Genomic DNA, 17580 nt, shown 5'->3' with positions numbered 1-17580 from the left:
TACATTTAATGCACAAGGTGCTAATTTCGGGAAGTTTTTTGATATAGAAAAGAATTTTTTGATTGGATTTATCAATGATGAGTTGGTTTCTAAAATAAAAACCACTCACAAGTAGGAGTGGTTTTGTTAGTGTTTTTTGATATGAATGGATTTTATTGAATCTGTTTTAATTGTTCATCATATAATCCAACTAATACACTGTTTCCGTCTTTGTCTGTTTTGATCCCGCCGTAAGCGGCTTTGTTATATTTTTGAGCGTGTCCTTCCTGGAAAAAGAAAGATTCTGCACCAATATTGATGTTCCATTGATTGGGTGAAGTGTATTTGATGAGGTATTCACCAGCTTTCAATGGGGTTACGTCTTTTTGAAAACGAGCCCGCTGAGCCACACCTTTTGGATCAAGTGTTACTACACAATATCCACGGCTAGGGATCTTTTCCGCATTAATATTACTGGAAATATCATATCGTAAGCTCATATAATCTCCCTGCATTAGTGATCGCGGATCCACGGGAGCTAGCTTTAATAAGATGGGTTGTCCATTCTTTAGTAAAGTCTCTTTTTCCACCACTGAATAATTGAAATAGATCAATAAGAGAACAAGATTGACAATGATGATGAACCATTTATATTTTTTCATGGGCTGACAGTTTTTTGTGGGTAAAGAAATAGATTGCCAAAAAGATAATTCCTGAAGTAAACAGAAGTATGGATTTGGTTAATAGGGTGAATTGAAGATCATAATAAAACCTTCCGATAAAGGAAACCAAAGCAATGATGGCTAAAACAAATCCGGTTTTGTAGTTGACTAAAAAACTTAGCAAAATGATGAGAATAGCTCCCGGTATAGTTGGTGTTAATAGAGTGGGCAATAAAAATAAAACAGTAAGTCCATACATAAGAATCTTGTAAGTGATATCGGTAACCTGTAATGTTTTAAACAGATGAGAAACAACATAAAGAATGGTTATCAGAATGACAACAGATGGTATCAGGTCATAATAGTAAAACTCTTCATTGTCAATGCGGAAAAAAGATTTGAATCCTAAAAATGCAAGGGTAAACATGAAGGAAAATACCATTCCCGCGCGAATAGGATCATAGAGTTGAGATAAAACCTTGTTCTTGGTTATTATTTTTGCTTCCCACAGGAATAGAAAAGTGGTGATAACTGCCTGAAGTATAATTACCGCAGAGGGCAGGTTATAGATATGATTAATCTGAACAAAAGCAAATATACTTCCGTTGATAATTAATATGGAAATAAAGGAAAGAATATAGCTTTGTACCAGAAATAGAACACATAAGGCTAGGGCAATGAATACTGGATAGATAATATCACCTTCTGTAGAGAGCGCAATGCCAAGAAGAGAGAAACCGGTAATGAAAAAGGAAACACTCAGGGTATCTACAATTGTTTTACCAGATATTCTGCTAATAAGTGAAGATCCTGCAATACAGATAACTCCGAATATTCCCATTCCTATTTGCGATTCGAAAACCTGAACCATAAAAATAAAGCCTAAAAACGCAAGACAGGCCATAATTCCACCAAAAATGGACAATATTTTGATAGAAAGCGATTGATGATTGGTGCTTTTTTCTTCATAGGCAGCCATCATTGCTTCTTCATCAAAACGAATCTCCCTGTCACTTGCTAAATGAAGATGATCCATCAGTTCTTTTATATTTTCTTTATTTTTCATTTTTCCATTTTTTTTGAAGGTTCATCAGGTTTTTAATGATAAGGGTGATGCTCGCGATAACGAAAACGAATACTAATAAGAATATACCTTCATTTATTATACCTTCATCGTCTCCTATTCTAAACAATAAAGAACAGATAATAATGACAAGACTTAAAGGAATAATGGCAAAATAAAAGCTGTTTTTTGTTTTGAAACCATACCAGATTCCTAAGGTGTAGGTTGTAATGCTGAGTGGAATTAAAAAAGCTAATAAAGTTTTGTGGCTGTCTACAAAATCAAGACAAAGCCCAAAGGTTGATATACTGACAACAGCTAGTGATAAAATGTTGGTAAACCAATTGGGAATGCTGAGTTTCTTAGAATGAGAAAGCAGGATAGAACCTATTAAAATGGCAGCATTAAGAACAAAAAGTAAAAGAATAATGATGCTGTCATTCCAGTCTTTGGCTACCTGCTCTGAGTATAAAATGAGCGTAGTATTAATTAAAACTACATAAAGAAGCCATAAAGGAGCAAAGTCTGCTATGATAACCCAAAGTGTGATAAAAATTGTCCATGCTAAAAAGAAATCATAAGCATCTGCGCCGGTTTGATAGACCTGCCCGAATACGGCAAACAGTACTCCTACCAGCGCAGCTGCTCCGGTGAGAATGATATTCCTGATGTTAGTATTGATTTTGGGAAATAATGCCAAGCCTGTGGTGGCAATGATTAAGGACTCAGTTAACCCTATTTTTGTAAACTTTGGTAATTCTGCCCAATTATAAGCAAAGAAGAAAATAATTCCGGATACCGTAAACCCGATTCCAAGGCTGATAAGAAATAGTTTAAGAAATTTTTGCCATGCCTCCCGGCTGCTGTAAATATTGTTTTTAAGAAGAGTATTGATCTCCTTTTCGCTGAGGTTACTATACCTGCTAAGGATTTGAATGTCTTCTTTTTGTATGTTTTTCATTGAAGGTAGGTTAAGTATTGAAGGTGTGGCTTCCCTTAATAAGTTGCTGTTTGTTGTAATGAGCTGCAGCGTTTCTTAAGTGTCACAGGAAATATGATCCCATTCCTGATCCATATAATTAATCAACCAGTTGAGAGCATAATGTCTTTCATAGACAATTCCGGGATGTACCTGTGTCATTTCTCTGTTATTGATTCTGGCATCTACACAGGCCCAATCGTATCTGTAATATAAATCGTTGGCATCAAGAATTTCAGATTTTGAACGGATCTCATGGTTGGCATTAATAAAATCATTCGGATTTCTGTCTCCGCCTACAGGATATTTTTCAAAAGGAATATCATTGAGGTCACATAATTTATCAGGAAAAGGTAATGTATCTACTATTTTTAAAGCCCATAGTAAAACCCAAATACATTCACATTTCCAAGTTTCCTGAAATTTTTTGTCTTCTGTAGGTTCAGAGATAAAGTCTTTTTCGTTAGGAGTAACATATTCCCAAAGATTATACTCTATCATATAATCTATAGCGGTTTCTGAATCTATCGTGTTAAAAGCAATAAAATTGGTGATTGCAAGAATAGCAACCCGTGCTGCTATTTCTTTTGGAGTTTTCAATGTAGTTTCCTCTTCAGATTCTATATGCGGCAGGTTAAAATTGATTTTAATGCCTTCTTTTTTAAGAATTTCTTCTGTTCTTTCTTTTCTGGTCATTTGTTTTGAATATGATTGCTAGTTTAAAATAATATTTAGTGATGAATTAGGGTGAACTAAAATTATTCCCTTAATATCTTTTCCATTTTTTTTCCTTTACCCAGTTCATCAATCAGTTTATCAAGATACCGGATATTTCTCATCAGTTCATCTTCTATTTCCTCTATACGATATCCACAGATAACACCTTTGATTAATGAAGTATTAGGATTTATTCTTGGAGCCTGTTCAAAAAAAGTTTTAAAGTCACTTCTCTTTTCCAACTGTTCCTGAATACCTTGTTCATCATAACCGGTTAGCCATTGGATAATTTCATGAACTTCGGATTTTGTCCGCCCCTTTTTCTCAGCTTTTTGAATATAATGTGGATAAACACTGGAAAAAGCTGTGTTGAATATTTTTGTATTCTGCAAGGTTTTTTATGAATGTTTAGTTTAATTTTTTTAACACTCCGTCTAGAATGATATTGAACTCTTCCGGTTTTTCAAGCATAGGATAATGACCAACTTCTGTAATGGTTACATAGTCATAATTCTTTAAATACTTACGGTTGCTTTCAATATTGGTAGGTGAAGCATCCGAATTAATAGCGATTACCGGAATCTGAACCTGTTTTGCAATACTTTTGAAATCAGTTTTGTATAAAGGTTTGAGTACATTGATCACCTTTTCCGGCTCATTTTGAAGGAACTCATTTTGCAATCTTTCTTTCACGGCAATAGGTGTTTTTTCTACAAAAAGATATTGGGGAAGAAAGTTTTCTACAGCATATTTAAAATCTGTTCTGTAACGAGTAAACATGATTTCTTCTGCCTGTTCTTCAGTAAAAGATTCATCCAGGTTTTTCAAAGTATCTACCAGAACAAGAGCTTTTACTTTTGGAATCTTTAATGAGGCCTCAAGAACGTAAGCTCCACTCATTGAATGTCCTATCAGGATGATTTCCTGAGAATCTATAGCATCAGCTACGGCTTTTATATCGTCAGCATATCGGGAACTGGTCCAATCTTTTCTGGAAGAGTCAGATTTTCCGTGTCCGGCAAGATCCAGCTGGATAACATGATAATTGTTGGTGAAATATTTTTGTTGATCGGTCCACCATTCGGTGTTTCCGAGCCAGCCATGGATAAGAATTATTGCTGTATTTCCGTTTCCGGATTCCTTATAATGGATTTTTTGGCCATCTGAAGAGACTGCATATTTTTCCATAGAATTATATTTTATGTTGAGGTGTAAACAATTTAAGGAAACTAAGGTACGAAAAGCCTATAGAAAGTGAAGCTATTTCTTTTTGCAGCGTTTGTTTTATATCTGTTCTTTTATTACAGTTTGAATAAGCTGATCGTATAATCAAGTAAGCTTTGGTCCCCATATTCGCCATGTCCCGGAATAACAATTTTTACATTGGGATATTCCTTTTTCACATTTTCTACAGTGGCAGACCATGTTGAAACATTGGCGTCCCCCAAATACCCTTTGCTTGCTTCCAGTTCTTTTAGCAGGCAGCCTCCGAATAATATATTTTCACTGGGGAAATAGCCTACAACATTATCTTTTGTATGACCTTCACCGAAAAACTTTGCCGTGACTTTTTCATTACCGATTTTTAAAACTAAAGCATCTTTGAAACTGTTTTGCGGAACAACAAAATTATTTTCTTTGGCTAATTCAATCGTTTTAATGTACGAATACGAAGGGATATTGTGGTTATGGAATGCCTGTAAACCACCTGCGCTGTCATCGTGAAAATGAGTCGGGATAACCGCATTAATTTTTGAATGCAGTGTTTTGCTGATCCATTGGATAAGCTCTTCTGAACTTTTATCATTTATTGGAGTGTCAAAAACAATGGTTTCACTACTGTTTTTCACAATGAGTCCATTACAGGGAACATTTCCGAAGTCATTAGTTTGTTTAAAAGAGGTATGGACAAATGAATTTTCTGAAATCTGTGTAATGATGAGGTTTTCAGATTTATAAATTTCCTTTGCTGCAAAGTTGTTTGAGTGTTGAGAACCGCAACTTAAGATGATAAAAGAAAATAAGATGATGAATAAGCTTTTAATGATTCTCATTGTTCTGTTTTTTATAGGTATGTTTTTGCTTGATATTCTGAAGTTTAAATTACAAAATATTAACTGACGGGAATGAATAGGTATTTATTTTTTTTGCCCCCAAAAAAAAATTATAAATTCAATAAAAACATTCACCCACTTATCCTTTGGTTCTTCATCAGGATTGGAATGAAGGGTTTCGAATCCATGGTCATAATCCGAAATATGCTGTGAAAAACTCTATTGGAAAAAAGAAAAACAGAATCCCGGATCATAATTTTTCATGCTCTTTTGCAGGTGGATATTAGTATATGATGTAAAAACAGAAGTTTTGTATAAAAATAGTTCATGAAAAAGATCCCTGAAAAGGATGAGGCTTTTCAGGGATTGTTGAAGGGGGACAGGTTGCTTTTATTTCTGTGTTTCTGATTTGATATTAATAATAATTACTGCATAAGAGTTTCCGGAAGTGTCTTTTATTTCACATTTGAAGTAGATGAGGTTCCTTAAAAATTTTTGCTGGAAAACTTCAACCTGAAATTCTGTTCCTATAGGCATTGCTTTAGAGGCATAGCCTTCCAGGCTGTCAATTTCATAAATGTCCCGGTTTCCTAAAAAGTTGAAAATTTCTCTCAGTACGCAGTTGGCAATGAAAACAAAAGGAACAATCGGATAATTTTCAAAATGACCTTTACATTGGTTAAGGGTAAAAGGCATGATGGATATGGTTAGCTGATAATGGTCTTTAGTTTTGTTTATTTTACCTTCCGGAAGTTTTTCATCATAGGTTCCAATAGGAGTGTCATTGAAAAAATCTTTATAGAAAAGTCTGAATGAATCCTGACTGATGATGTAATAATCCAATTCAAAAGAATATAGGATTTCTCCGGATTGTTTGTCTTTTACATTCAGGCAGGATTTACCCTTTCTTTTGGATTCCAGATAACTTCCACCTGTAATGGTGATGGTGTCGGGTATAGGTCTATAGGATAATTTTCTGATCCTTAATTTTTCTCCCAGAAAATAGATCTTTTCTTTGGAAGAATTATTCAATAGCTTGTAAAGGCTGCAGCTTCCCAGTGAAGCTAATATTTTTAACAGATGGGTAAGGTTTTCGTTGCTGAAATCCTGGCCGGATATTTCTGTTTCTATGGTGTGGCCATTGAAAATAATATTTTCAGGAATATTAATGTAAGGAACTGTTTCCCCAATGTAGGGAATGATGCTGTTTTTGATGTCAGTTGTTGTCATTGAATGAGGGAATTAAATTGTTTTCTGTGTTTTGTGGATAACTTATTCAGAGATTAAGGCTGTGAATGGCTAATCTTTGTCAATAAAATATCGACGGCTCTTTATCTATACATCGATTGGGAATAGGGAAGATGTATAGAAGTTGTTAGATTTTAATTTATGAAATCTGTATTTCTTTCATTTTTTTAGGATGATCGTGTTTTGTATTTCGTCTCATGGTGATTTGTTTTTCTTTTTAAAATTACAAAAAATCTATTTATAAATAATTATGATTAGATAATTGTGGTGTATTTTATTGTTGAAAGTAACTAAATTTTTACACTGGATAAAACATTATATAGGGTATTGAAAAAGTTATCCACATAAAGTTATTCACAATTTTTTTTGTATGTGGAGGACTTTATGTGGATATTTTTTTATTTAATGTATTGAATTTTAGTATTTTGTTGTGTGATTTATAAGGGGTTTTAAAAGTTATCCACATTTGTTAATTGCTGATTGAGTGATTGTGGAAAAGTTATCCACATGTTTTTCTATTACTCCTGTACACAATAGTTTTTCATATTCTCTCGATGAAAAGAATGGTGGTAAAAGCGGAAATTTTTGTTTATTTTAAAATTGTAGATTCTTACAAGCGTTCTATATATTTTTCGTAACCACTTTTTTCCAAAAGATCACGAGCACTTAAATGATAGACATCCTTCCAGGAATCCGGGCCGTTTTTTTCAATATATTTTTCAATAATCTTGAATCCCAGCCAATAATTCATAGATTTTGGAGCCTCCGGAAAAAGTTTCAGCTTATCATTTCTCAATAATGGATTATTCCCTGAGCTATCATCAAAATAAGGTTTTAATTTTGTGAATATTTCCTTTTCATGGTTGAGATACCAGTTCCAATTCTCCTTTGACATATTTTCAACGGCTTCATATTTTTCCATTTTTCGGTTAAAGAAGACATAAGTGAAATAGCAGGCAAACCCTTCATCTATTGCCTGGCTCAAAGCAGATTGGCCATTGCTGTCAGTATTTCTGAAATGTTCATATACCAGATGATTCAATTCATGGGGAAGAGCCTTTTCAAGAGAGTAAAGAATATCTACCTCTTTATTGTTAAGTTCTAATGCAAATTGCTCAGCATTGCATCCACCAAATGAAATTCCGGTGATAGGAGTGAAGATTAAACTTATTTTAGCCTTAGGTTTATAGGGAACCAGCTTATTGAATTGGGTAAGGGTTTTCTGAAAATGTTTTTTAAGGTCAATACTTAAAATAATATTGGCTTTGTCTTCAAACTCTTGTTCATTTTTTTCATACAATGATTTATTCCAGGCGATCATGCCTTTAGGATTGTTGAAAAGATGAGCATTTTCATCCCCAAAAATTACCCCATAGCAGCTGTCCCATAATTTTTTATGAGGCAGATAAACATTTTTAACGATCCTTACAGAATCATATTGCTGATTTTTATGAGCAAGAAGCTGATGCTTGAACAGGTTTTTAATGACAATATTCTCAACCTTCACAATATCGGCAACTTTTTCTAATCTGTTATAATCAAATTTTTTATCAGTAATAGCGGATGGTGTTCTTGTAGAGCAAGAAAACACAACACATACTGATAAAAACAGAATGCTATTTTTCATGGTTTATTTTTGAACTAAAATATTATAAAAAAAGAATAGAAGGAAAATGTATTACCCCAATCGTTGAATTTCCCTTCTGAACGGTATTTCTGAAAGATAAACCATGAAAAAATAGAGTTAGATTAACTTGCTGGATAATACCCATCAAGATTTTCAAGGATGTGATTGGGTATGAGCTCAAAAAGTTGTCCTATTTTATTATTTTTAAAGCTCAAAAGACTTATTCTTTGTCTTTGTAAATATTCCAGAAGTTGAAATCTGTCATAGGAGCATCTGTGATTCCTACGTTACGGCCCATTGTTACAATTTGTCCTCTGTGGTAGGTTCCATGAAGAATTACATGTTGGATGTATTCATATTTTGAAAAATCACATTGAAACCATTGAGATTCTATTTTTACATTTTTTGAAAGGTCTTCTTCAGATAAACTTTCCACATAATCGACCAGCTTTTGTGAATTATTTTTTAGGTTTCTGAAAACTTCTTCTTTGCTGGTTTCTGCGGTGGTTTTAGCAAAATCGAAATCGTTGTTTTCTGAAATATGGCTCCACCAATATTCCTGAGTCTGCCAGATGTGGTGCAGGGTTTTTAGAATAGTAGGAAAGCTGGAAATAGTCTCCTGATTAAGCTGTTCATCAGATTTTGTAGATAACCAGTCAATGTATTTATTGACTACCCAATTGTTGTACTGAACGGTTTTGCTGATTAAAGTTTTTAGGTTCATAATATTAATATTTTGTGGTTTAAAATAGAGAATTAAAGTCCAAAATGGCGGTCATAACTAGTGTTTTCAGGGTTAACGAGGGCTTTGTTGCTATAAGTAGCAGTTTCAAATTCATTGATATTGACGGACAGAAATGAAACGTCAGGAAGTAATTCCGTAAGCTGGGTGCTTATTAGCTTTGAGAGATTAGCTTTTTGTTCAGTACTGCGACCCTGCATAATGTGCCCAAAGACATGCAGGAATTTTTTTTTACCCTCTCCCAGTCGGTAATATTGATAAGGTTGCAGTCTTACCTTAATGTCATTCACTGCAAACAAACCTGTTGATTCAGCCACGCTGTATACGGCATCCATGATTTCGTCCGGAGTTCTTTGTTGGAGAATATCCTGCGAGCATTCTATGATGAAATGAGGCATAAACGTTTTGTGATATGATTTTTATCATGTAAAAATAAGAAAAATATGAATTCCTGTTTCAAATAAAAAAAAACATTCAACATAGAATGGTTTTATGATATCAATTTTACAGAACAGATTTTTTAATGCTATACTGAGGTTTTATAGGATCAGACATATCCAATACAATATCATACTGGTCATCTTCCGCTATCGGAAAATCATAGGCATTAAGAGCAACGGTTTTTCCATCATTATTTAAGCCAAGGTTATATCCCCAATCATTATCAAGCCTGAATTTCAGGTTTCCTTTTTTGAGATGAAAATTGTTGAGGAAATAAAGGGTTGGATTTTTTTGATCTACCAGCAATGGGGTATCTTTTCCTTCCCAGCCGCCTGGAGTGGCATTTCCAATGATTCCCCAAAGATAGTGGGTTGTTTTTCTTGTTCCTGTTTTTACACTTCCGTCGCGGAATTTAACTGTTAATGAATTCATTTTTCCTGTTTCGTCAGGTTTAAAGTTGAATGTGAATTTGTCATCTAATTGAAATAATGTAGTGCTAACAGGGAATAATGAACAGGCAGGATATCCTTTTTCCCTGAAAATAACTTGTCCATCCACAACCGTTACATAGAAATCAGTAGCTCCTGTAGAGTAAATTCCTTCCAGATTTTTTAATTGTTGTGGATTCATTTTTGCGATTGCAGGAATTTTGTAAGGCTTGTTGTATAGTATATTTTCAATCTTTGGAATAATAGTATCTGTGTGTGATAAATCAGAATTCGACATCACAATAAGGCAGATGTCATCTTCCAATATTCTATAATACCTGCTTCGATAACCTGGGCCACCACCATCATGCCCCACTCTTTTTTTACCATTAATCATTGATATTTGAGAACCTAATCCATAATGATCTTTAAGATAAGGAGTAAACATTTTATCAAGGGTTTCTTTCTTCAGAATTTTATAGTTTTTAAGGGCTTCATTGAATTTGAAGAGATCCTCAACGGTAGAATACATGGCCCCGGCAGCAAAAGGGTGATCGGTTTTAAAACGTAAGGCTTCATTGGAAGTATTAGGTGATAAAAATTCATATCCAAAAGCTTTGTTCTTGTCTGTAACTGTATTAAATTGAAAACCAGTGTGATTTATTTGCAGAGGTTTCAGGATATAGCTTTCAATAGCTTTTTCATAGTCTGATCCGGTTACTTTTTTGATGATATATCCCAGAATATAATATCCTGAATTGGAATAATCCCATTGTTTACCCGGAGAAAAATTCAATGGTTTTGCAGCAATGAACTTCATGAATGTTTCTTCATTTACAGTGTTTTCGGAGTCAGTATCATTGGGGATTCCGGAGGTATGGGCAAGAAGATTGGCTATCGTAATGCTGTCTCCTTTGGGAAAGTTCGGGTAATATTTGGAAAGTTTGTCGTTAATAGATAATTTTCCTTCTTCTTCCAGCTTCAGAATAACTGTAGCGGTGAACATTTTTGTGGTGGAAAAAATCCGGTAAAGGCTATTATTGGTGTTTTTTTCTTTTTTGGGACCGTTTCTATAGCCATAACTTTGTTCAAAAATGATTTTTCCTTTTTCAGCAACAAGGACAGTACCGCTGAATTGATCTGCTTTGTCATATGCCGCTAATAATTGTTCCAGCTGTTTTGCTTTTTGTGAAAAAAGAGGATTGACTGCCGAGAGTATAATGAGGCAGGCTAAAATAGTTCTCATGTAATTTTTATTATAAAACAATTGAAAGCAGCATCGTGTTACATTTGATTGTAAGAAAAGGAAGAGCTATTTTGTTGTCTGGGCTAATAGTTCAAAGCACAGATGATCAACAGATTCATTGATTGAAGCAACATTGGAAAGAATAATGACAGCTGTTTGATTCTCCATATTAAGAGTCATTGAAGAAGAATATCCGCCGGTTCCACCATTGTGAAACAGGACTTCCTTATTGTTTTTGGTGGTAATAATATGCCAGCCTAAACCGATTTTTGTTTGATCATTAACGGTAAACGTGGGATTTCTGGTTAAAGCCAATTCTTTATGTTTAGGATTAAATTGGGCATTTACAAATTTTACAAGGTCTCCGGCAGTGGATAAAATCCCACCGGCACCGAAAAGGACATCCCAATCCCAGTTGGAAACAAGCTCTCCATTGATATTATGTCCTTTGATAAGCGTTTCACCTAAATTCTGGGAAGTGGTAAAAGACTGAGTCATTCCATATTGATCAAAAACCGTTTTTTGCAGTAAGTTTTGAAATGTAGTTTTTTGTGACAGTCCTAGGGTATATCCCAATAATCCTGCGCCGAGATTAGAGTAAGAAAAATTTTTAGATATTGTATGATCAATGGTCATTAAATTTTTAAGATAATCCTCAAGTTCTGGTGTATGATATCCCTGATATGGATTATTTAAATTTAATAAATTCAGGTTTTGGGGTAGGCGAGGAAGTCCGGACGTATGATTTGCAAGCTCTTCAAAGCTGATCTTTCTATTCTCTTTAAATGGGAATGAATAATATGAATTGATAGGATCCTTAAGCTTAATTTTATTAGATTCTACGAGAGAAGCGAGAACAGTAGACGTAAATACTTTTGAAATAGAACCGATTTCAAAGATCTTATTTTGATTTTCAATGGGCTTTATCGAGTTATGATCTTTAATAATACCATAATAATCTGTTTTTCCATTTTGAATGACTGCAATGGAAAGCTGAGTGTTTTCAGGAAATTTGACTGCTGTAGAATAAATAGCTTCTGCTATTTCTTTTGGATAGGAGCTAAGGACATTGATTATTTTCTTCGGGTCTTCATAAGGTTTAATAAATAGACCATTGATTTTATGTTGAGAATCTAATGAAATGTTAACCATCAGAATTCCTTTTTCAAATTGGGTTTTATAAGCTGCATACGTTGATTGTTGATAGCCCATGAATTCTGTACTTTTCACATTTCCGACTTGATTCTTCAGGCCAGACAAAAACTGTTTATTCTTTTCAATGGGCAATGATTGTTTCATTTCGGAGGAAAAGCTGTTGAAAATTTCATCGTATTTTCCGGTGTTGAAGTTTTTCTGAAATTGTTCAAAACTAACGATATAGTTTTCTGTTTGAGCAGTTAGGTGGCTGCTCAGGATCATTAAAATCAAGATATAAAATAGCCTTTTCATGGGAATCGTTTTAGAGGTCTAATATAAATCCTAATGACTTAGAATTACAAAAAAAATAAAACTTATTTAGCTAATTTCATAAAACTTTGAGCATTGATAGGCATCATAAGGCTTTATAATATTTCTTTTTATTTTTGAAATACAGCGGCTGTGTTTAGATTTATCAGTTTTTATCATTATTTAATACCATACTTTTTTTATTCTGTCAGCTATTTCATCTGCTTTCTCTTTTGTAACCCAGTCAATAATTCTTATTTCACCATCCTTATTCATTAATACAACAGAATAAGTAGCATCTGCCCATGAAAAATGATAGCGGGTACCTAACTGAGTCTTTTCTATTCTAAAGTCTAGCGTCTGAATATCTTTAATTTCCTGTTTCAGAAATGTTTTTGAACTTGTAAATAATTTATTTTTATATCTTACACTTATAGAATCAGGCTTAATACTGAGAATTGTTTTTCCAAAAGTATTCCAGAGCCAGAAATATAAGAAAAGGGTAAAAAATGCTGCAAAAGGAATTACTTTAGTGATATAGCTGAATATAGATAAGAAATAGGTTTCTTCTATAGACATCAAAGGCATTAGAATTAAAATGATAAACATACATACTACTAAAGCTATGCCCATGATAAGGGTTACCAACCAATTGGTTCTGTTTTTTATTTCAATGATAACTGACATGTTTCAAATCCTTTTCGAAAATTAATGCAAACAGAGAAAATATTGATGCTGTTAAAAACCTGTTATAACTTTTCAAAATATTTCCCCTTAAACTGATATCTGATCTTCTTGGCTGTCACTTTAGAATCTGCCTGTATTAAAGGAATACTGATGATTTTATTTTTAGAGTTGTATTCAATATCATAATCTCTACCTTCATATTGTCTGTTGGCAGAGGCAGTAAGGTCTACTTCGTAACCCAGCTGATTTTTGATACCGCTTTGGGTCCTGATGAGTTGAGCTTTATCATTCAGTTGTCCGTTATCAATGGAAAAAACTTTGATAGCATGGTAACTCATGCCGGAACTTAGTATGGCTTTACTTTGAGTAAGGTAATATTTTTTGTTTTCGGAGATGATATCATTAATCTGGTAATAATAACATCCCGGATCACCTTCACCCTGGCTCTCTACTGCCTTAGAATATACTTTTTTATCTGCTTCATATTGGTATACATTTTTGAAAAAATGCATGGTTCCGCCTGTCCAAGTATCCCATGAATAAATCCGGAATTTACCATCTTCTGAAGTTGCAACAGAGAGTCCGATTTTCTCTAAAGATTTAAAATCATGATGGAGGGTCTGAGGATGTAAAGAAGTATATCTGACTAATAAATTTTCAAATTTTATGTTGGCAGAAGCTAAAGAATCATAAGACTTTTCATGATCTCTGCCTTCGGAAGACCAATAATTAATCTTTTGAAAGGCATCATTCAGCTGTTTTTCAATGGAGGATATATTTTGTCCGAATAAAAAATGAACATTAAGTAAAAATAAAAATCCAAGTATATTCTTTGTTTTCATGGTATGAGTTTTAATAGGATTAAAAAGTTAAAAATCTAGCTTCAGGTGCTATTTTCTGCATTTTAGCTGAAATACATTTCCCTCAGGATCCGTGCCGTCACACAACCAGAAGTCATAGTTTTCAAAAGTTTTAATAGCTCTCATCTCAACTTTTTTTGAGAGCAGTTCATTTCTTACTGATTCAATATCTGTATCCACTTCAAAAACAAGTTTGGTATTGTTATCAAATTGGTAACCGGTTTCTATTTTTTCCAAATACTGATCTCCGATTTTATGAAGCCCAATATTGATAGTTCCTGCATTCATCAAAACCCATGCAGTACCTTCTTCGATCACCTTCAGGTTAAAGTTTTCAACATAAAAAAGCTTGAGTAGATCAGTATTTTGTACATACAGAATGATGGAGTCTAGTTTTATATTCATGAGTAAGGATCGTGTTTTATTATAAGATTACAGTTTATGGAAGATAAATAAGTTGTACAACACCGGATTTAAAAACATGGGTTTCAATAAGTTTTAAATTTAACCTATCTTTTACATCTTCAAAAAGAGGTTTTCCGTTACCTAAAGCAACCGGGTGCACAGAGATTCTGTACACATCAATCAGATTATTTTGAATGAAAGTTTTGATAAGACTTGCTCCACCATACAGCCAGATATCTTTTCCACCTTGTTTTTTTATGTCTGAAACTTTTTTTACAAGATCAGAATGGATGAATGTAGCCTTTTCATCTTCCCGATTTTGGCTTGAAAACACGAATTTTTTCTTTGCATGAATGGTTTTCCAGAATTTCAGTTCTTCCGGAGCTGCATTTTCATCAGGTTGATAATTTCCCCATGCATCATAGCTCACTCTTCCATAGAAAATAGTATCGATTCCTGAGATAAAACCATCAAAATCCATATCCTCATCCATGATGCACCAATCGATTTCTCCGTTGGGCCCTTCAATAAATCCGTCTAAGGTTGTTGCCAGGTCTAATATGATTTTTTTCATGTTTAATAGGAAATGATAGGGTTAATCTTTAGATAAAGTTTAAGAGAAAGGTAAGTATATTTTACCTGTTATGAATGATTTATTGAATGAAAATAAATTCTATTGAGACTCTGTAATTCCTATCACCACTCCAAAGTCTCCATCAGTCTGAATCCAGTTTTTTTCTGGAAGATAGGCTCTGGACACATAGCCATCGAGATATAAAGCATTTTTGCAGCCCATTTCCTTAAAAAGTAGGGCGAGACTATAGAAATTAACTTCTTTTTTAGACATTGCAAAAATAATCTCTCCATTTTCCAAAATACCAACACCATTTCTGATATTCAGATTTTTAGAATCTTTTTGAAAGATAGGATTTATCTTTCCCTCAGTTAATAACATTGGTCCGGATTGAGTGGCATACTGGACTGACTTATTTTGTCTGAATTTTTTAGTTTCAATAATGCCGGGTTGATGGTTTTGGGTGATATAAAATATTCCATTGGGCTGAAGGTAGAAATTTCCGGAACCTTGCAATGTGTCTATAGATTTTAGAGTTTGGAAGTTTTCAATATACAGTCCTTTTGGGGTATTATCTGCTTCAAACATTCCACCGTTCATGGCGAAAACTAATTTTTCATTTTTGGACTCTGTCTCATTTTTAAGATTGTGAATGCTTTTTAGAATTTCATTTTTACTGTTCTTCCAATATAGTTTTACAGTCTGCTTTTTAGGATTCACCTGATACATGACAAAGTTATTTTCATGCTGTATTTTTTCTTTACAGGAGATGAAAAGTAGGAGCAGAAGGAAAAGTGAAAAATTATGTTTTATCAGCATTTGGAAAGGAGTTTATAAAATCTTATTAGTTTTTTGTGGAGGTGCTGCTATTTATTTTTTTTCATACTTTTTAAAAAGAGCATTATCATACGGGATGAACATGGATAACTCTTTTGCATCCCAATCACCACCTTCAGAGGTCTGATAGAAATCATAAGAATTATCCAGGAAATTTTCCCCATCAGGAGCTTCCTGCCAATCATTTTTTTCTCTGTTGTACAATAAGATCATACAGCTTACACAGCTGTAGTTTTTTCCTTTATCTGGATTTTCATAACATTTTCCGATTTTGATACTTAGCCTTTGATTGATGATAACATCTGTCAAGCGTCTTTGGGTAAATTTGATAAGCGCGATTTGAGCATCTTCATCATCCGGACTTTTTTGGGCCGGAATTAAATTTTCAAAATGAGCATTCTCAATTTTTTTTAATTCTTCCTTTTTAGCACTTTCAGGTAATAAATCGATATTATAAGGATGGAAATCTTTTACAGGTACAGCCACAGCGGATGTTTGAGATGACCCGGCTGGATTATCTGCCAAAATTTTCTGATTGGTTTCATAATTTTTCCAGTCTTCTTTGCTATAGGTTACATATTGTTGAACTTTATAAAGAAGAGTTTCTCTTTCATTGATTTGTATAAAATTGCTGGCTATGAGAAATAATACAAGGACTCCGAGAGTGATTCCTATAATTTTAAATGCTTTTTTCATGTTTATTAGTCATTTTTTAATCTTTTTATTGAGCCTGTAGCCTTATCCAGTTCAGGATAAAGAGTAAGACCAATATTCCTGTAATATAAAACTGTACTTTGTTAACTTTTTTTGCGCCAAATTGCCAGACACAAATTCTGTCTGTAATGATGAGGAGAACAACTGGAATCAGTCCCAATAATATATACATTCCTGCCAGTCCATCTGCTGCGGAAACACGGGTGAAGGCTGTATAAGAAAAAAATAATCCCACAAGAAGAGATAATATCCCTAGGATGAGGAATAAAGTAAGTTTACTGGCCATTTTTGGTGCTGTTTCCATGATTGGTGCTGATGAATTTTACTATAAAATTAAGGCTTTTGCTGGTAGCCATATTGTATTGCAGCCTTAAGAACCTCAATGTTGATGTCTTTCAGGGCTTTAAACTTAATACAATATCCTGTTACACTTGCTTTCCCTATTTCTGCTCCAAAGGTTCTGGCCAAATAGGTTTTATCGTCTATTCCCATAATATAAACAGATATTCCGATGGTATTGGCGCTCATTCCGATCTGATAAAACTCTTTGGTTTTATCCTCTGCATATTGAATGATTAGGAGTCCATATCCGATATTCGGATTGGAAACGGTTTTGCCTTCATCGTTTTTACCGTCCAAAAACCACAATTTACTATCCGGCATAAGTTCCAGTATGAGACGATGAAGCTCTTGCATGTCATTACATTTGGGTTCAGGCTGGTTATTGATGTACTCTAAAATTTGTTCCTGGATGTTCATATCAAATACGGATTGCTTGTGTAAATTTAGGTGAATGGTTGTTTATTTATTCCATTGCAGCTCAATATATTTTGTACAATCATTTTTCAGATCGTTGTAGCCTTCAAGCAAA

21 protein-coding genes are annotated in these 17580 nt (G+C 33.8%); all 21 read right to left on the bottom strand.

The window, feature by feature from the left end:
• Nucleotides 1-152: 152 nt before the first annotated feature.
• Nucleotides 153-641, bottom strand: coding sequence for a GDYXXLXY domain-containing protein (locus J2772_RS09940; RefSeq protein ID WP_209916166.1), 489 nt, complete (start codon nt 639-641; stop codon nt 153-155).
• Complete coding sequence (locus J2772_RS09935) at nt 628-1707, bottom strand: DUF4401 domain-containing protein (protein ID WP_209916164.1); 1080 nt, start codon at nt 1705-1707, stop codon at nt 628-630. The genes J2772_RS09940 and J2772_RS09935 overlap by 14 nt, the downstream gene beginning before the upstream one ends.
• Nucleotides 1697-2665, bottom strand: coding sequence for a DUF2157 domain-containing protein (locus J2772_RS09930; RefSeq protein WP_209916162.1), 969 nt, complete (start codon nt 2663-2665; stop codon nt 1697-1699). The genes J2772_RS09935 and J2772_RS09930 overlap by 11 nt, the downstream gene beginning before the upstream one ends.
• Nucleotides 2666-2740: 75 nt before the next feature.
• A complete protein-coding gene (locus tag J2772_RS09925; RefSeq protein ID WP_209916161.1) occupies nt 2741-3379 on the bottom strand; it encodes a DUF4272 domain-containing protein in 639 nt (212 codons plus the stop codon).
• A 62-nt stretch (nt 3380-3441) separates the two neighbouring features.
• The gene (locus J2772_RS09920; protein ID WP_209916159.1) at nt 3442-3792 is read right to left on the bottom strand and encodes a DUF2200 domain-containing protein; all 351 of its coding nucleotides are present in this window, start codon (nt 3790-3792) and stop codon (nt 3442-3444) included.
• A gap of 16 nt (nt 3793-3808) precedes the next feature.
• The gene (locus J2772_RS09915; protein WP_209916157.1) at nt 3809-4588 is read right to left on the bottom strand and encodes an alpha/beta fold hydrolase; all 780 of its coding nucleotides are present in this window, start codon (nt 4586-4588) and stop codon (nt 3809-3811) included.
• Nucleotides 4589-4701: 113 nt separating this feature from the next.
• Nucleotides 4702-5454: a CHM family subclass B1 metallo-beta-lactamase gene (gene blaCHM, locus J2772_RS09910; protein WP_209916154.1), complete on the bottom strand. Its 753-nt coding sequence runs from the start codon at nt 5452-5454 to the stop codon at nt 4702-4704.
• 390 nt (nt 5455-5844) lie between these two features.
• Nucleotides 5845-6684 carry a hypothetical protein gene (locus J2772_RS09905; protein WP_209916153.1) on the bottom strand — a complete coding sequence of 280 codons (840 nt, stop codon included), beginning with the start codon at nt 6682-6684 and terminating at the stop codon, nt 5845-5847.
• Between the two features lie 628 nt (nt 6685-7312).
• Complete coding sequence (locus J2772_RS09900; RefSeq protein ID WP_209916151.1) at nt 7313-8329, bottom strand: DUF2268 domain-containing putative Zn-dependent protease; 1017 nt, start codon at nt 8327-8329, stop codon at nt 7313-7315.
• 220 nt (nt 8330-8549) lie between these two features.
• Nucleotides 8550-9053, bottom strand: a complete 504-nt coding sequence (locus J2772_RS09895) for a DinB family protein (RefSeq protein WP_209916149.1) — start codon at nt 9051-9053, stop codon at nt 8550-8552.
• Between the two features lie 32 nt (nt 9054-9085).
• On the bottom strand, nt 9086-9469 hold the full coding sequence (locus J2772_RS09890; protein ID WP_209916147.1) for a 5-carboxymethyl-2-hydroxymuconate Delta-isomerase: 384 nt from the start codon (nt 9467-9469) through the stop codon (nt 9086-9088).
• Between the two features lie 106 nt (nt 9470-9575).
• Nucleotides 9576-11186: a serine hydrolase gene (locus tag J2772_RS09885; protein ID WP_209916145.1), complete on the bottom strand. Its 1611-nt coding sequence runs from the start codon at nt 11184-11186 to the stop codon at nt 9576-9578.
• A 66-nt stretch (nt 11187-11252) separates the two neighbouring features.
• Nucleotides 11253-12635 (bottom strand): serine hydrolase, encoded by a 1383-nt coding sequence (locus tag J2772_RS09880; protein ID WP_209916143.1) that lies wholly within the window; start codon nt 12633-12635, stop codon nt 11253-11255.
• A 180-nt stretch (nt 12636-12815) separates the two neighbouring features.
• Entirely contained in the window at nt 12816-13319 is a 504-nt protein-coding gene (locus J2772_RS09875; RefSeq protein ID WP_209916141.1) for a hypothetical protein, read from the bottom strand.
• Nucleotides 13320-13381: 62 nt separating this feature from the next.
• Complete coding sequence (locus J2772_RS09870) at nt 13382-14161, bottom strand: hypothetical protein (protein WP_209916138.1); 780 nt, start codon at nt 14159-14161, stop codon at nt 13382-13384.
• 48 nt (nt 14162-14209) lie between these two features.
• Nucleotides 14210-14584: a VOC family protein gene (locus J2772_RS09865; RefSeq protein WP_209916136.1), complete on the bottom strand. Its 375-nt coding sequence runs from the start codon at nt 14582-14584 to the stop codon at nt 14210-14212.
• Nucleotides 14585-14618: 34 nt separating this feature from the next.
• Nucleotides 14619-15158 (bottom strand): dihydrofolate reductase family protein, encoded by a 540-nt coding sequence (locus tag J2772_RS09860; protein ID WP_209916134.1) that lies wholly within the window; start codon nt 15156-15158, stop codon nt 14619-14621.
• Nucleotides 15159-15257: 99 nt separating this feature from the next.
• Nucleotides 15258-15977: a phosphodiester glycosidase family protein gene (locus tag J2772_RS09855; RefSeq protein WP_209916132.1), complete on the bottom strand. Its 720-nt coding sequence runs from the start codon at nt 15975-15977 to the stop codon at nt 15258-15260.
• A gap of 51 nt (nt 15978-16028) precedes the next feature.
• Nucleotides 16029-16691 carry a hypothetical protein gene (locus J2772_RS09850; protein ID WP_209916130.1) on the bottom strand — a complete coding sequence of 221 codons (663 nt, stop codon included), beginning with the start codon at nt 16689-16691 and terminating at the stop codon, nt 16029-16031.
• 25 nt (nt 16692-16716) lie between these two features.
• Nucleotides 16717-17013 carry a hypothetical protein gene (locus tag J2772_RS09845; protein WP_209916128.1) on the bottom strand — a complete coding sequence of 99 codons (297 nt, stop codon included), beginning with the start codon at nt 17011-17013 and terminating at the stop codon, nt 16717-16719.
• 29 nt (nt 17014-17042) lie between these two features.
• Complete coding sequence (locus J2772_RS09840) at nt 17043-17468, bottom strand: DUF1801 domain-containing protein (RefSeq protein ID WP_209916126.1); 426 nt, start codon at nt 17466-17468, stop codon at nt 17043-17045.
• Nucleotides 17469-17580: the final 112 nt, after the last annotated feature.

The sequence above is a fragment of the Chryseobacterium jejuense genome, assembly GCF_017877355.1.
Classification (GTDB): Bacteria; Bacteroidota; Bacteroidia; order Flavobacteriales; family Weeksellaceae; genus Chryseobacterium; species Chryseobacterium jejuense_A.
This window is presented reverse-complemented; position numbering and strand designations above follow the sequence as displayed.

Bases quoted from the DNA above. Each gene is read 5' to 3' on its own strand.
- J2772_RS09850 (WP_209916130.1), bottom strand. From the start codon at position 16,691: ATGAAAAAAGCATTTAAAATTATAGGAATCACTCTCGGAGTCCTTGTA.
- J2772_RS09855 (WP_209916132.1), bottom strand. From the start codon at position 15,977: ATGCTGATAAAACATAATTTTTCACTTTTCCTTCTGCTCCTACTTTTC.
- J2772_RS09890 (WP_209916147.1), bottom strand. From the start codon at position 9,469: ATGCCTCATTTCATCATAGAATGCTCGCAGGATATTCTCCAACAAAGA.
- J2772_RS09895 (WP_209916149.1), bottom strand. From the start codon at position 9,053: ATGAACCTAAAAACTTTAATCAGCAAAACCGTTCAGTACAACAATTGG.
- blaCHM (WP_209916154.1), bottom strand. From the start codon at position 5,454: ATGAGAATCATTAAAAGCTTATTCATCATCTTATTTTCTTTTATCATC.
- J2772_RS09935 (WP_209916164.1), bottom strand. From the start codon at position 1,707: ATGAAAAATAAAGAAAATATAAAAGAACTGATGGATCATCTTCATTTA.
- J2772_RS09845 (WP_209916128.1), bottom strand. From the start codon at position 17,013: ATGGAAACAGCACCAAAAATGGCCAGTAAACTTACTTTATTCCTCATC.
- J2772_RS09840 (WP_209916126.1), bottom strand. From the start codon at position 17,468: ATGAACATCCAGGAACAAATTTTAGAGTACATCAATAACCAGCCTGAA.
- J2772_RS09870 (WP_209916138.1), bottom strand. From the start codon at position 14,161: ATGAAAACAAAGAATATACTTGGATTTTTATTTTTACTTAATGTTCAT.
- J2772_RS09915 (WP_209916157.1), bottom strand. From the start codon at position 4,588: ATGGAAAAATATGCAGTCTCTTCAGATGGCCAAAAAATCCATTATAAG.
- J2772_RS09925 (WP_209916161.1), bottom strand. From the start codon at position 3,379: ATGACCAGAAAAGAAAGAACAGAAGAAATTCTTAAAAAAGAAGGCATT.
- J2772_RS09930 (WP_209916162.1), bottom strand. From the start codon at position 2,665: ATGAAAAACATACAAAAAGAAGACATTCAAATCCTTAGCAGGTATAGT.
- J2772_RS09880 (WP_209916143.1), bottom strand. From the start codon at position 12,635: ATGAAAAGGCTATTTTATATCTTGATTTTAATGATCCTGAGCAGCCAC.
- J2772_RS09885 (WP_209916145.1), bottom strand. From the start codon at position 11,186: ATGAGAACTATTTTAGCCTGCCTCATTATACTCTCGGCAGTCAATCCT.
- J2772_RS09940 (WP_209916166.1), bottom strand. From the start codon at position 641: ATGAAAAAATATAAATGGTTCATCATCATTGTCAATCTTGTTCTCTTA.
- J2772_RS09860 (WP_209916134.1), bottom strand. From the start codon at position 15,158: ATGAAAAAAATCATATTAGACCTGGCAACAACCTTAGACGGATTTATT.
- J2772_RS09875 (WP_209916141.1), bottom strand. From the start codon at position 13,319: ATGTCAGTTATCATTGAAATAAAAAACAGAACCAATTGGTTGGTAACC.
- J2772_RS09865 (WP_209916136.1), bottom strand. From the start codon at position 14,584: ATGAATATAAAACTAGACTCCATCATTCTGTATGTACAAAATACTGAT.
- J2772_RS09900 (WP_209916151.1), bottom strand. From the start codon at position 8,329: ATGAAAAATAGCATTCTGTTTTTATCAGTATGTGTTGTGTTTTCTTGC.
- J2772_RS09905 (WP_209916153.1), bottom strand. From the start codon at position 6,684: ATGACAACAACTGACATCAAAAACAGCATCATTCCCTACATTGGGGAA.